Source organism: Pseudolysobacter antarcticus (genome assembly GCF_004168365.1).
GTDB classification, from domain to species: Bacteria; Pseudomonadota; Gammaproteobacteria; order Xanthomonadales; family Rhodanobacteraceae; genus Pseudolysobacter; species Pseudolysobacter antarcticus.
In genome coordinates, this window is the sequence record NZ_CP035704.1 from 4,302,623 (window position 1) to 4,315,517 (window position 12,895).

At 58.8% G+C, this 12,895-nt stretch carries 13 protein-coding genes and 1 pseudogene; 4 read left to right on the plus strand and 10 right to left on the minus strand.

Features of this window, described 5'->3' with window-relative positions; all coding sequences use genetic code 11:
- Nucleotides 1-100: 100 nt before the first annotated feature.
- The 3 genes from dnaG (at nucleotide 101) to ELE36_RS18490 (ending at nucleotide 4,175) form a co-directional block, all read left to right on the plus strand.
- Entirely contained in the window at nucleotides 101-1,942 is a 1,842-nt protein-coding gene (dnaG, locus tag ELE36_RS18480) for a DNA primase (protein ID WP_129835918.1), read from the plus strand.
- Entirely contained in the window at nucleotides 1,939-3,567 is a 1,629-nt protein-coding gene (locus ELE36_RS18485; RefSeq protein WP_129835920.1) for a phytoene desaturase family protein, read from the plus strand. Before dnaG ends, ELE36_RS18485 begins: the two co-directional genes overlap by 4 nt.
- A gap of 74 nt (nucleotides 3,568-3,641) precedes the next feature.
- Nucleotides 3,642-4,175, plus strand: a complete 534-nt coding sequence (locus ELE36_RS18490) for a hypothetical protein (protein WP_129835922.1) — start codon at nucleotides 3,642-3,644, stop codon at nucleotides 4,173-4,175.
- Between the two features lie 96 nt (nucleotides 4,176-4,271).
- On the opposite strand, the gene ELE36_RS18495 is transcribed toward ELE36_RS18490, so the two are convergent.
- From ELE36_RS18495 to ELE36_RS18515, 5 genes and pseudogenes are all read right to left on the minus strand, one after another.
- Nucleotides 4,272-4,751: a glutathione peroxidase gene (locus tag ELE36_RS18495; protein ID WP_129835924.1), complete on the minus strand. Its 480-nt coding sequence runs from the start codon at nucleotides 4,749-4,751 to the stop codon at nucleotides 4,272-4,274.
- A 52-nt stretch (nucleotides 4,752-4,803) separates the two neighbouring features.
- A pseudogene (gene cyoE / locus ELE36_RS18500) lies at nucleotides 4,804-5,727 on the minus strand (heme o synthase); the annotation flags it as partial.
- Between the two features lie 25 nt (nucleotides 5,728-5,752).
- On the minus strand, nucleotides 5,753-6,754 hold the full coding sequence (locus tag ELE36_RS18505) for a COX15/CtaA family protein (RefSeq protein WP_129835928.1): 1,002 nt from the start codon (nucleotides 6,752-6,754) through the stop codon (nucleotides 5,753-5,755).
- 76 nt (nucleotides 6,755-6,830) lie between these two features.
- Nucleotides 6,831-7,379, minus strand: coding sequence for a hypothetical protein (locus ELE36_RS18510; protein WP_129835930.1), 549 nt, complete (start codon nucleotides 7,377-7,379; stop codon nucleotides 6,831-6,833).
- A gap of 46 nt (nucleotides 7,380-7,425) precedes the next feature.
- Nucleotides 7,426-8,145: an SURF1 family protein gene (locus ELE36_RS18515; protein ID WP_165371687.1), complete on the minus strand. Its 720-nt coding sequence runs from the start codon at nucleotides 8,143-8,145 to the stop codon at nucleotides 7,426-7,428.
- Nucleotides 8,146-8,268: 123 nt separating this feature from the next.
- Here ELE36_RS18515 and ELE36_RS18520 point away from each other — a divergent pair, with 123 nt between their 5' ends.
- A complete protein-coding gene (locus tag ELE36_RS18520) occupies nucleotides 8,269-8,478 on the plus strand; it encodes a twin transmembrane helix small protein (protein WP_129835934.1) in 210 nt (69 codons plus the stop codon).
- 128 nt (nucleotides 8,479-8,606) lie between these two features.
- Here ELE36_RS18520 and ELE36_RS18525 read toward each other — a convergent pair whose 3' ends face one another.
- The 5 genes from ELE36_RS18525 to coxB form a co-directional block, all read right to left on the minus strand.
- Nucleotides 8,607-9,485, minus strand: a complete 879-nt coding sequence (locus tag ELE36_RS18525) for a cytochrome c oxidase subunit 3 (RefSeq protein WP_129835936.1) — start codon at nucleotides 9,483-9,485, stop codon at nucleotides 8,607-8,609.
- Between the two features lie 33 nt (nucleotides 9,486-9,518).
- Nucleotides 9,519-10,103: a cytochrome c oxidase assembly protein gene (locus tag ELE36_RS18530; protein ID WP_129835938.1), complete on the minus strand. Its 585-nt coding sequence runs from the start codon at nucleotides 10,101-10,103 to the stop codon at nucleotides 9,519-9,521.
- Nucleotides 10,100-10,231 (minus strand): hypothetical protein, encoded by a 132-nt coding sequence (locus tag ELE36_RS21055; RefSeq protein WP_277987058.1) that lies wholly within the window; start codon nucleotides 10,229-10,231, stop codon nucleotides 10,100-10,102. The genes ELE36_RS18530 and ELE36_RS21055 overlap by 4 nt, the downstream gene beginning before the upstream one ends.
- Nucleotides 10,232-10,291: 60 nt before the next feature.
- Nucleotides 10,292-11,917 carry a cytochrome c oxidase subunit I gene (gene ctaD, locus ELE36_RS18535; RefSeq protein WP_129835940.1) on the minus strand — a complete coding sequence of 542 codons (1,626 nt, stop codon included), beginning with the start codon at nucleotides 11,915-11,917 and terminating at the stop codon, nucleotides 10,292-10,294.
- A gap of 68 nt (nucleotides 11,918-11,985) precedes the next feature.
- Nucleotides 11,986-12,894: a cytochrome c oxidase subunit II gene (coxB, locus tag ELE36_RS18540; RefSeq protein WP_129835942.1), complete on the minus strand. Its 909-nt coding sequence runs from the start codon at nucleotides 12,892-12,894 to the stop codon at nucleotides 11,986-11,988.
- Nucleotide 12,895 lies beyond the last annotated feature (1 nt).

Sequence of the window (12,895 nt, forward strand, 5' to 3'; positions counted from 1 at the left end):
CTTTTTGCGTTTCTGTCGCGCTGAAATCAAACCCGCGTGCGTAGCGGCGAATCGCCGTTTTGCGCACAGAAAATATCACTCTGTGGCATGCTAACAAGTCATGGCCGGCCGCATCCCCGACAACTTCATCGATGAACTGCTGACTCGTATCGACATCGTCGATGTGATCGAGCAGCGCGTGCCGTTGCGCAAGGCCGGACGCGATTATTCGGCGCGTTGTCCGTTCCACGATGAGCGCTCACCATCGTTCACGGTCAGTCCGGCTAAACAGTTTTTCCACTGTTTCGGCTGCGGCGCACACGGCAGCGCGATCAAATTTCTGATGGATTACGACCGCCTCGAATTCGTCGATGCGGTCGAGGAACTCGCAACGCGCGCCGGCCTCACCGTGCCATACGAGGGTGGCAACAAACGTGCCCCGCAAACATCGTCCGACAGCGGCGATCTGTATACGCTGATGGACGCTTCGGCGAAGTTCTACCAGCGTGAATTGCCGCGCAGCGAAAAAGCCTGTGCGTATTTCGCCAGCCGCGGACTCGATGCCGACACCATCACGCGCTTCGGTCTGGGTTTTGCGCCGGACGAATGGGGCGCACTGAAATCCGCGCTCGGCACCACACCGCCACGCCTCGCGCTGCTCGAAAAAGGCGGCATGCTGATCAATGGCGAAAAAGGTTCGACGTACGACCGCTTTCGTGACCGCGTGATGTTTCCGATTCACGATCGGCGCGGCCGCGTGATCGCGTTCGGCGGCCGTGTGCTCGGCGACGGCACGCCGAAATATTTGAACTCGCCCGAGACGCCGCTGTTCCACAAGGGTCAGCAGTTGTTCGCGTTGTGGCATGTGCGTCAGGCCAATGCCAAGATCGCGCGGCTGATCGTGGTCGAAGGCTATATGGATGTGATCGCGCTGTTCCAGCACGGCATCACGCAAGCTGTGGCGACGCTCGGCACGGCGACCACGCGCGAACATGCCGAGTTGCTGTTTCGCAATTCGGCCGATGTGTTTTTCTGTTTCGACGGTGATCGCGCCGGACGCAGCGCGGCATGGCGCGCGGTCGAATCGGTGTTGCCGCGCATGCGCGACGGGCGCCAGGCATTTTTTCTGTTTTTGCCCGATGGCGAAGATCCCGATTCGCTGGTGCGCACGGAAGGCACGCCGGGTTTTGAACAACGCCTCGCGAATGCGACGCCGCTATCGGAATTCTTTTTCGCGCATCAGGAAAGCGAAACCAATCTCGGAACCACCGATGGCCGCTCGCGGCTCGCAGAAAAATGCAAGGCGCTGATCGAGTCGATACCGGATGGCGCATTCAAGGATCGCATGCAGGAAGTGCTGGTCGAGAAAACCGCGATCTCGTGGCCTGGCCTGGCGAGAACCCACCACGCGGTGCGTGACGGCGCGCAGGCTTTGCTTGAGGATCGCGTGCTGATCGCCAAGGGCGAAACTCCCGATGGTATCTACAAGCCGGCGCCGCAACGCATGGAAAAATCCCTGCGCAGCGGCGCGCGTGCGCCAGAACGCAGCCTCGTGCGCAGCGCGATCACCACTTTGGTGCAGCAGCCCGCATGTGCGATGGCGATCCAGCCGCCGACGATTTTCGCCGCGCTGCGCCAGCCCGGCATTCCGTTGCTGGTCGAACTCATAACGTTGTGCCGCGCGCGCCCGGACATCAGCACGGGCGCCGTGCTCGAACATTTTTCCGAGCGCAGCGAAGCCGCCGCGTTGCGCAAACTCGCCGTCGAGGAAATTCCAGGCGACGCCGAAATGACGTGCGCGATTTTTCTCGAAACCCTCGGCAAACTGAATCGCCAGACCGAACATCAGCGCCGCGACGAACTACAGAAAAAAAGCACGGAATCCTCGCTGAGCGCGGATGAAATGCACGAGCTGCGCGCGCTGCTCAACAATCGCAATAACAACCCTGCGGGCGCCAAATGAAATCCACTTCGACATACGACGTCATCATCATCGGCGGCGGTCACAACGGCCTAGTATGCGCCGCGTATCTCGCGAAAGCCGGACTCAAGGTGATCGTGCTCGAACGCCGCGATGTCGTCGGCGGCGCCGCGGTAACGGAAGAATTCCATCCGGGATTTCGTAACTCGGTCGCGGCGTATACGGTGTCGCTGCTGAATCCGAAAGTCGTGCGCGATCTCGAACTCGAACGCCACGGCTTGCGTGTGGTCGAACGCCAACTGGCGAATTTTCTGCCGTTGCCGGATAACCAATATCTGAAGATCGGCGCGGGCAAAACCGCACAGGAAGTCGCGAAATTTTCGGTGCGCGATGCCGAGCGACTTGATGCTTATGCCACGCGTCTCGATGCCGTCGCCGATGTATTGCGCGACCTGGTTTTGCAGACACCGCCGAACGCGATCCAAGGCGGCTGGCTCGCGGCATTGCCGGAATTGTTCAAGCTCGGGCGGCTCGGCAAACGAGTCGGCAAACTCGGTATCGAACTGCAGCGCGAGATGCTCGACATGTTCGCGAAATCCGCCGGCGATTATCTCGACGGCTGGTTTGAAAGCGCGCCGATCAAGGCGGCCTACGGCTTCGATGGCATCGTCGGCAACTACGCCAGCCCGTACACGCCAGGTTCGGCCTACGTGCTGATGCATCATGTGTTCGGCGAAGTGAACGGCAAAAAAGGCACGTGGGGCCACGCCATCGGCGGCATGGGCGCGATCACGCAGGCGATGGCGAAATCCGCGAGCGAACTCGGCGCCGAGATTCGCATCGGTGCTGGCGTGCGCGAAGTCATCGTCGAACAAGGCCGCGCGGTTGGCGTGGTCACAAGCGCGGGCGAATCGCTGCGCGCCTCCGCGATCATTTCCAATCTCAATCCGAAATTATTGTACGGCCAGCTCATCGATCCCGGCGTATTGCCGCAGGATTTCCGCGAGCGCATCGGCAACTGGCGCTGCGGCTCGGGTACGTTCCGCATGAACGTCGCGCTGTCCGAATTGCCGGATTTCAACGTGCTGCCCGGGCGCGGACTCGCCGAACATCACACCGCCGGCATCATCATCGCGCCGAGCCTCGGCTACATGGAGCAAGCGTTTGTCGATGCGCGCAGCGGCGGCTGGTCGAAACAGCCGATCGTCGAAATGCTGATTCCCTCGACGCTCGATGACACGCTCTCGCCGCACGGCCAGCATGTCGCGAGCCTATTCTGTCAGCACGTCGCCCCCACGCTACCGAACGGCGCGAGCTGGGACGATCACCGCGATACCGTGGCCGATCTGATGATCGAAACCGTGAACCAGCATGCGCCGAATTTCAAGGCGTCGGTGCTCGGTCGACAGATCATGAGTCCGCTCGATCTGGAGCGCACTTTCGGTCTGATCGGTGGCGATATTTTCCACGGCCAGCTTGATCTGAATCAGCTGTTTTCCGCACGCCCGATGCTCGGCCACGCCGACTACCGCGGCCCGCTGCCAGGTCTGTACATGTGCGGCGCCGGCACGCACCCCGGCGGCGGCGTGACTGGCGCGCCGGGACACAATGCCGCGCGCGAAGTGTTGCTCGATTTCAAGCGGCGCAAGCTCAAGCGCAGTGCCTGACTTCGTTGTGGCAACGCCTTCTTTTGCGCCGCGGCATGGCAAGAGTTTGAATCAGGTAGAACGGATGTGCCGATATGAAAACCCACTTCTTCATTCTTGTCATGCTGGCCTTGGCATCATCTGCGCAGGCTGCAGATGTTAAAACCCCGGCGCCGGCGGACACCTGCAAATTTTCGATTCACGCCGGAAAAATCAATCAGATCTTCAGCTGTGCTGCGAGCGTTGGGGCTTATGAGATTGATGACGGAATCGTTCACGCCGATCTGTTGCATGGAGCGGATCGCTACCTGCTGATTGAACACTCGTATATCTCCAATCAGAGGAACCCGAATGGTCATTGTGGCGCAGGCTTGGAAGGCTACCTGGTCTGGCTGCACGTCCGCGACTCCGGCGTGATAGCCGCGCAGTCGGCGCACATCCTGTCTTGTTGGGAAGACATCGAAGGAGGAGGGTCAAGTGTATGCTCTCCACAAAGTTGCACATTCGAATATTTCAGATCCACGTACGACCCGCAGGCACAGCACGCCAATACCACGAGCTACCGCGCGGCCTTTGATTTCAACGCGCCGGAAAAGGGACTTCAAATCGCCGGCCCGACAACCGAGTGATCAAATGAGTTGCAAACTCCGCTTGTCGCAATAAAACGCTGATCGAAAAACCATCCGAGCGCCTGCAAAAATATTTGCGTGAGCTACGCGGTGCGCTTAAAGCATCGGTGCGATTTCTTTTTCGATCTTCTCGGGTTTATCGGTTGGCGCGTAGCGTTTGACAACGTGACCGTTCTTGTCGATGAGGAACTTGGTGAAGTTCCACTTCACTGATTCGGTACCGAGAAATCCCTTGCCTTCGCTCTTGAGAAATTTGTACAGCGGATGGGTTTTTTCGCCGTTGACGTCGATCTTGGCGAACATCGGGAAATCCACTTCGTAGGTCAGCGCGCAGAAGTTCTTGATTTCGGCTTCGTCGCCGGGCTCCTGATGGCCGAACTGGTCGCACGGAAATCCGAGTACAACCAATCCTTGATCCCGATATTTTTTGTACAGCGCTTCGAGCCCGGTGTATTGCGGCGTGAATCCACACTTGCTCGCGACGTTGACGATCAGCACGGTTTTGCCTTTGTAGGCAGCGAGGGATTGCTCATCGCCATCGATGGTCTTGGCGCTGAAATCGTAGATGCTGGACATGGTTTTCTCCTGAGAAAATGTAGGGAGCAAGCAGCGGTTTCGAATACCTTGATCAGCCCACGCGCTGCAACGGCATAACGGCGTGCTGCAATGCTGGCACATCGAGGTAATGATCGACCAGCAAAAACGCGAATAAGGCCATCAGATAGATGATCGAATAGTTGAACACCTTCATCGCGAACAACTCGCTCGGCGGATTCAGCAGCACGATCGCGTAATACAAAAATCCGGCGCCGAGCACCACTGCACCGCCGAGATAAAACAGCCCGCTCATGCCGGTCAAGTACGGCAGCAGGGTGACGATGAACAGCAGCACGGTGTAATACAAAATATGCCAGCGCGTATATTCGACGCCATGCGTGACCGGCAACATCGGCACCTGCGCACGCGAATAGTCGTCACGACGGAAAATCGCCAGCGCCCAGAAATGCGGTGGCGTCCAGACAAAAATAATCAGGCACAGCAGCAGCGCGTATGGGTGCACGTGCCCGGTCACTGCGGCCCAGCCGAGCACCGGCGGCGCAGCACCAGCAGCGCCGCCGATGACGATGTTCTGCGGTGTCGCGCGTTTCAGAAATCCGGTGTAGACGATGGCGTAACCGATCAGCGAGGCGAACGTCAGCAGCGCGGTCAACACATTCACCCACAGCACCAGAATCAGCATCGACAGCGCACCTAGCACCACGGCAAATACCAAGACCTGACGCGACGAAAGCTGACCCTGCGGCAATGGCCGCTGCGAAGTGCGCGCCATGAGGATATCGATGCGCTGATCGATCAGATGATTGATCGCCGCCGCCGATGCCGCCGCGAGCCAGATGCCCAGCGTGCCGAACACCAGCGGACGCCACGGCACCATGCCGGGCACCGCGAGGAACATGCCGATGATCGCAGTGAATACGATCAGCGCCACGACGCGCGGTTTGGTCAGTGCGAAATAGGAGCGGGCTAGCGATGGCATGGCGGCAGATTCGAGTCGAAGTTGTTGGGTGCGCGGAGCGTCATGACAAACGGCTCGGGCGCAGTCGTGCGAGCAGCATCAGCAACGTGAACAACAACGCCGCAGCAACGGCGTTGTGCGCAGTCGCGACCGGTAGCGGCAAGGCGTAGACGACATTGCTGATGCCGAGTCCGATCTGTAACAACAGCAGTCCGGCCACCCACGCGCCGAGCGCAATGTGTCGGCGTAGCGCGAAGATCGACAGCATCAGCAGATGGCCGAATACCAGCACGGCGCCGATGCGATGTGTCATCTGGATTGCGGTGCGTGCGGCACCGTCGAGGACACCGCCTTCGTAGTTCACGCCGACGCCGCGCCACAACACAAAGGCCTCGCGGAAGTCAGTGCCGGGCCACCATTGGTCGAGGCATTTGGGAAAGTCCGTGCCGCAGGCGAGTGCCGCGTAGTTGGCGCTGGTCCAGCCACCAAGTGCAATCTGGCACGCGAGTAACACGATCCCGACGATCACGAGACGACGTAGTTTCGGCCCGCCATCGCCATACAAAGACGGCGGATCGCTGGCGCGAATCGCGGTGTAGGCGAGCAGCGAAAACGTCGTCAGTCCACCGAGCAAATGCGCCAGCACGACGATCGGCTTGAGCAACCACGTGACCGTCCACATGCCGAGTGCGGCCTGGAACACGATGAACACCGCAGCGACCAGCGGCACCCACATCAGGCCACCGAGATCGCGCCGCCGCACGATTGCCCAGCCGGCGAGGAAGAAGGTCGTGAGCACCAATCCGCCAGCAAGAAAACGATGGCCCTGCTCACGCCACGCCTTGTTCGACTCGACCGGGCGTTCCGGGAAATCCTGATTCGCCGCGGCGATATCAACTTGGTGCGTCGGCCACGTGAGTTTGCCGTAGCAGGTCGGCCAATCGGGGCAACTGAGACCGGCGTTCGACAAGCGCACAAACGCGCCGAACACGATCACACAAAACGCGAACGCGGTGGCGAACCAAGCGAGGCGGGCGAATCCGGCGAGACGAACAACAGTCATTATTTTGCGAGATGCTTGAAGGGGGAATGGGAAAATGAAAGCACCGATTGCAGCGACACACGAGCTGTTGTTGCGATCAGTGGATTAGCCGCGTGAGGTCTTTCTTGAGCCCGTTGGCGTCGAAGCCGGCAGTGTAACGCAGCATGAGGAATCCGCTCGGATCGACCAGCGCCGCGGCGAGCGTATCTGGCGTGTTTGCGCGCCACGCAGCGAAGGCCTGATCGGTGTCGTTGATAAGCGTGATCGGACGCAATTGCTCGAGCGCCGCGGCCGGCAAGGCCGGCCCGGAATACACCAGCCGCACGCGATCGGAATTCTGGTTGAGGGTCAGTCGCGCGCGATGCAGCAGATCGAGTTGCGCAAGGCACTGGTTTTCACAGCTGTTGCTCGCCACCGCGAGCAGCGTCCATTGCCAGCGCGTATCGTGCCAGACGAAAGCGCCGCCATCCGTTTGCTGCGGATGCGTGCTGTTCATATCCTGCGGCGGCGTTACCAGCTCGCCGAAATTGCGCGTGCCGTGCGGACGCCAGCCGGCCTGATTGAGCGCCAGCGCGATAAGCAGCGGCGCGGCAAAAATGGCGGCGACCAGCACGAGTTGCAGGCGACTTTTTGTACGTTTATCCATTGCGGTTATTTCCGTAGTATCGAGTAAGCAGCAGTGCAGCGATGGCTCAGCGCCAATGCAGTTTGGCGAAGATCACGAGCGCGACGAGAGCGAAGGTGAACCATTGAAACGCATAAGCGCGATGCCGTTCCGGCGCCATGAAGGTCGGTATCCATTCGCGCACAAAACCGCTGTTCGCATCGGCATCGAGCAGCAACTGACGTGGCAATAATACGTCGCCGAGATCCGCCGCGATCGCATCGGCATCCATGAAAATTGTGAGCTTGGGCCAGTGTGTTTGTGTCGGCAACGAATTGCCACCGAGATGAATGCCGCCACCAGAAATCGGCGCGTAAATACCGTGCAGCTCGATCTCACCTTCGGGCAGGGGCGGCAATTCCGGCAGCTCGTGACGATTCGCCGGCCAGGCCAGCCAACCGCGATTGACCAACAGGCTGCGCGATTCTCCGGCAACCTTGAACGGCACGAATACTTCGACACCGATCGCACTGCCACGCGGCTGGTTGTCGAGCAGATAGACATGCTGCTGATCGAATTTTCCGGACACACGCAGATGCGGATAAACCGTCGTATCGCGCAGATCTTTTGCGGCGGCAAATTCAGTCACTTGCGCGGCGGCTGCAGTCTGGAATGCCAACAGCAACGCATCTTTTTCGCGACCGCGATCGAGCTGCCAGAGACCGAGCCAGACAAACGTACCGATACCCGCCAACGTCAGCAGTAGTGCAAACGCGGAAGGCCGATGCCAACGCTTCGTTACAGACACTGCGGGGACGCCTATAATCACCAGGGAAATCACGTCACGGCGCCAGCAAAAAGCGCCACCTGTCTTGCTTAACCGCCGTCAATCAACGCCCTAGATCAGGCGCTGCGGCTTTCGGAAATCGCCATGCTTACCAAACTTGCCATCGTCGCCTTTCTGGTCGTGATCATTTACAACCTCGGCGCCGGGTTGTATTTCATGATGACCGACAAGGGCAAAACCGATCGCACCATGAAGGCGCTGACGCGTCGTATCGCGTTATCGGTAGCGCTGATCCTGCTGGTGATGCTCGGCATCTATACCGGCGTGATTCGTCCACATGATCTGGGGCATTGAGACCGTTTCCGGTTTCCACGTCGCTCACGCATAACAACCAACCATGCCGTCATCCCAGCGCAGGCTGGGGTGACGGCATATTTTGCGTCGATTTATTATTCGTAACGTGTTCGAGCGCTGATTTTTTATCAGAGCACGTAAACGAACATGAACAATCCAAGCCACACCACGTCGACGAAGTGCCAGTACCAGGCGACCGCTTCAAAACCGAAGTGATCGTCCTTGCTGAAATGACCCTTGAGACAGCGGAACCAGATCACTGCGAGCATGATCGTACCGAGCGTCACATGCAGGCCGTGGAAGCCGGTCAGCATGAAAAACGTCGATCCGTACACGCCGCTGCCGAGGGTCAGATGCAGCTCGGTGTAGGCCTCGATATATTCATGCGCCTGATACCACAGGAAGGTCGCGCCGAGCAGCACGGTGGCGCCAAGAAACACGAGTAACTGCTTGCGATAACCGGCGCGCAGCGCGTGATGTGCAATCGTGATGGTGACGCCGGAAGTGAGCAGGATCAGGGTATTGATCAGCGGCACGCCCCACGCGGGAATCGTTTCGAACACACCGCCGATTGCCGCCGGACCATTGGTCGGCCACGCCGGTGCATATCCCTTCCACAGGAAATAATTGGTCAGCGCGCCATCGCCTTCGCCGCCGATCCAAGGCACCGACAACGAGCGTGCGTAAAATAGCGCACCGAAGAATGCAGCGAAGAACATGATCTCGGAGAAGATGAACCACATCATGCCCATGCGGAACGACACATCGACCTGCTTGTTGTACATGCCCTGGAGCGATTCTCCGATCACGCTGCGGAACCAGCCGAACACCATGAAGATCAAAATCGCGATGCCAAAATAGAACAGCGGCTTGCCGAGCGCGGCGCTGTCGTTGATCCAGCTCGCCGCGCCGAACATGGTGGCGAACAGACCGACCGAACCGATGATCGGCCAATGACTGCCGTGCGGTATGTAGTAGATGTTTTTCGCGTCTGCTGCGTGCGCCATGGGATCGATTCCTGAATCTTCAGTGCAAATAGTTTAAGAGGCCGGAGTCAGCGCGGGAGCGGCATGCTCCACGACTTTCTTCGTTGCCAGTTCGTTATTATAGAAAGTATACGACAGCGTGATCGTTGCGATGTTCTGCGGCAGTTTCGGATCAACGATGAAACGCACCGGCATGCGTCGCGATTCACCAGACTTCAGCATCTGCTCGGTGAAACAGAAACACTCGGTCTTGTTGAAATACAGCGATGCGGTATTCGGCGCAACGCTGGGTACGGCGTTGCCGACAATGGCCGTCGGCTCTTTGTTGGTGGCATCAAACCAAGCTTCGGTGAGCTTGCCCGGATGCACTTTCATGGTTGTGACTTCGGGCGAAAAATCCCAGTCGAGTTTGCTGTTGACGGTGCCGAGAAACTGCACCGTGACGAGGCGCGTATCGTCTTCCTTCAACGCATCGACCTTGGCCTGCGTGGCCGCGGCGTTGTCGAGCTTGATGCCGAACACATGCACACACGCGATGCGATAGATCGGCACGAGCGCAAAACCGAACAGGAACGTGCACGCGCAAACGATCACCGCGACGCGCAGCAAGCTGCGGCTATTGCCTTTTTCCTCGCTCATCCGCCCATGCCCTTGTACAGGAACAGGCAAAAGATCGTCAGCGCGACGGCGCCGAGAATCAGCGCGGTACGACGCGCTGCCGCACGACGTGCGGCAGGATCAAAACGAGGATCGGAGGGGCTTGGCATGTCGAGATTTCACCGCGAAGTGATACAGATGGCACAACGTCGCGACGGAATAATGTTTGATCAATGCGTAATGTCACCGTGCGCCAAGGTGTGATCGTCGATGACCGGCGGGATGGTGAAAGTGTGATGCGGCGCCGGCGAAGGCACGGTCCACTCCAGGCCCAGCGCACCTTCCCAGACTTGCGATGTCGCTTTCGCTCCGCCACGTACGCAGATGATGATGCCGGCGACAAACAGCAGCTGCGACAGACCGAACGCAAAACCGCCGATCGAGGAAATCATGTTGAAATCCGCGAACGCGACGTTGTAGTCCGGAATACGGCGCGGCATGCCGGCCAGACCGAGGAAATGCTGCGGAAAAAACAGCACGTTAACGAACACGGTCGAGGTCCAGAAATGCCATTTGCCGAGCGTCTCGTTGTACATGTGGCCGGTCCATTTCGGCAACCAGTAATACGCACCGGCCATGATGCCGAAGATCGCGCCGGTGACAAGCACGTAATGGAAATGCGCGACCACAAAGTACGTATCGTGATATTGGAAATCCGCCGGCACGATCGCGAGCATGAGGCCCGAAAATCCGCCGATCGTGAACATGATGACGAAGCCGATCGCGAACAGCATCGGCGTCTCGAAGGTCATCGAACCTTTCCACATCGTCGAGACCCAATTGAATACTTTCACGCCAGTCGGGATCGCGATCAGCATGGTCGAATACATGAAGAAGATTTCGCCGCCCAGCGGCAGGCCCACGGTGAACATGTGGTGCGCCCAGACGATGAACGACAGGAACGCGATCGACGCAATCGCGTACACCATCGCGGTGTAGCCGAACAGCGGCTTGCGCGCGAAAGTTGGGATGATTTCCGAGACGATGCCGAACGCCGGCAGAATCATGATGTAGACCTCGGGATGGCCGAAGAACCAGAAGATGTGCTGGAACATCACCGGATCGCCGCCACCGGCGGCATTGAAGAAACTTGTGCCGAAGAATTTATCGGTCAGCAACATCGTCACCGCACCCGCGAGCACCGGCATCACTGCGATCAGCAGGAACGCGGTGATCAGCCACGACCACACGAACATCGGCATCTTCAGCAGATCCATGCCTGGCGCGCGCATGTTGAGGATCGTCGCGATGATGTTGATCGCGCCCATGATCGAGCTGATGCCCATCATGTGGATGGCAAAAATCATGAACGCCGTGCTCGCGCCGCCTTGCAAGGCGAGTGGCGGATACATCGTCCAGCCGCCGGCCGGTGCGCCACCCGGCATGAAGAACGTGCCGAGCAACAAGGTGAACGCAAACGGCATGATCCAGAACGACCAGTTGTTCATGCGTGGCAGCGCCATGTCAGGCGCGCCGACCATGAGCGGGATCATCCAGTTGGCGAGGCCGACGAACGCCGGCATGACCGCACCGAAGATCATCACCAGCGCATGCACCGTGGTCATCTGGTTGAAGAAATACGGTTGCACCAGTTGCAGGCCGGGCTTGAACAACTCGGCGCGGATTACCATCGCCATGCTGCCACCGATAAAGAACATCACCAACGCGAATACCAGGTACAGCGTACCGATATCCTTGTGGTTGGTGCTCATGAACCAGCGCGCGAAAAAACCCGCAGGCGCGTGGTGCTCGTGGTCGTCGTGATGATCGTCGTGCGAAGCGGCGTGGGTAGCCATAACGTGTGCCTCTAAAAATCGAATCTGTTGTCAGAGCGTGATATTGATCGAGTTACGCGCGAAGCCGGTTAACCGTGACCGCCATTATCCGGCGTGCCGGTGGCCGCCGCGGCTGGCGCTGTAGGAGCGGCTGCCGCCTTGTCCGCGGCTTGCTGTTCGGCCAGCCATTTTTCGAACTCGGCCTTGGGTACAGCCTTCACCACGATCGGCATGAAACCGTGATCCTGACCGCACAACTCGGCGCACTGGCCGCGATAAATACCGGGCTCGTGGATATTGGTCCAAGCGTCGTTGATGATGCCGGGGATCGCATCGGACTTCCAACCGAGCGCCGGCACCCACCATGAGTGGATCACGTCATCGGCAGTCACCACGAAGCGGATCTTGACGTCGGTCGGCACCACCAGCGGCTTGTCGACGTTCAGCAGATAGGTGTTCTCGTCGCCAGTCTTGACCGCATTCGGATCGAGTCCCGAACCGAGCTGACGCGTGCGATCGCTCAGGCCATCGAGCTTCGACAGAAAATGGATGCCCGGATTGGCGCCGTTGTAATCGACATAGTCGTAACGCCATTTCCACTGATAGCCCGTGACCTTGATTGTCATTGGCGAATCGTTGGTATAGGCCATGTTGACCAGCACATTGGTGGCCGGCAACGCCATCGCGATCAGGATGACGATTGGCGTGATCGTCCAGATGATCTCGGCCTTGGTGTTGTGGCTCCAGGTGGCGGCAACGGCGCCCTTGGATTTGCGGAATTTGAACATCGCATAGATCATCGCGCCGAATACGATCACGCCGATCACGCAGCAGACGATGAACGCCATCATGTGCATGCGATAGACCTCGTGCGAAATTTCGGTCGCACCTTCGGTCATGTTGAGCTGCCACGGCTGTGGGCCAGCAGCAAAAACCAGATTGCTGAGTGTGAGCAGCGCCGCACTCACACCCCATTGCGACATCGAAGCAGATTTCATT

What these genes read in the sequence shown, in the direction of transcription:
- dnaG (WP_129835918.1), top strand. Translation starts at nt 101, where the DNA reads ATGGCCGGCCGCATCCCCGACAACTTCATCGATGAACTGCTGACTCGT.
- ELE36_RS18485 (WP_129835920.1), top strand. Translation starts at nt 1,939, where the DNA reads ATGAAATCCACTTCGACATACGACGTCATCATCATCGGCGGCGGTCAC.
- ELE36_RS18490 (WP_129835922.1), top strand. Translation starts at nt 3,642, where the DNA reads ATGAAAACCCACTTCTTCATTCTTGTCATGCTGGCCTTGGCATCATCT.
- ELE36_RS18495 (WP_129835924.1), bottom strand. Translation starts at nt 4,751, where the DNA reads ATGTCCAGCATCTACGATTTCAGCGCCAAGACCATCGATGGCGATGAG.
- ELE36_RS18505 (WP_129835928.1), bottom strand. Translation starts at nt 6,754, where the DNA reads ATGACTGTTGTTCGTCTCGCCGGATTCGCCCGCCTCGCTTGGTTCGCC.
- ELE36_RS18510 (WP_129835930.1), bottom strand. Translation starts at nt 7,379, where the DNA reads ATGGATAAACGTACAAAAAGTCGCCTGCAACTCGTGCTGGTCGCCGCC.
- ELE36_RS18520 (WP_129835934.1), top strand. Translation starts at nt 8,269, where the DNA reads ATGCTTACCAAACTTGCCATCGTCGCCTTTCTGGTCGTGATCATTTAC.
- ELE36_RS18525 (WP_129835936.1), bottom strand. Translation starts at nt 9,485, where the DNA reads ATGGCGCACGCAGCAGACGCGAAAAACATCTACTACATACCGCACGGC.
- ELE36_RS18530 (WP_129835938.1), bottom strand. Translation starts at nt 10,103, where the DNA reads ATGAGCGAGGAAAAAGGCAATAGCCGCAGCTTGCTGCGCGTCGCGGTG.
- ELE36_RS21055 (WP_277987058.1), bottom strand. Translation starts at nt 10,231, where the DNA reads ATGCCAAGCCCCTCCGATCCTCGTTTTGATCCTGCCGCACGTCGTGCG.
- ctaD (WP_129835940.1), bottom strand. Translation starts at nt 11,917, where the DNA reads ATGGCTACCCACGCCGCTTCGCACGACGATCATCACGACGACCACGAG.
- coxB (WP_129835942.1), bottom strand. Translation starts at nt 12,894, where the DNA reads ATGAAATCTGCTTCGATGTCGCAATGGGGTGTGAGTGCGGCGCTGCTC.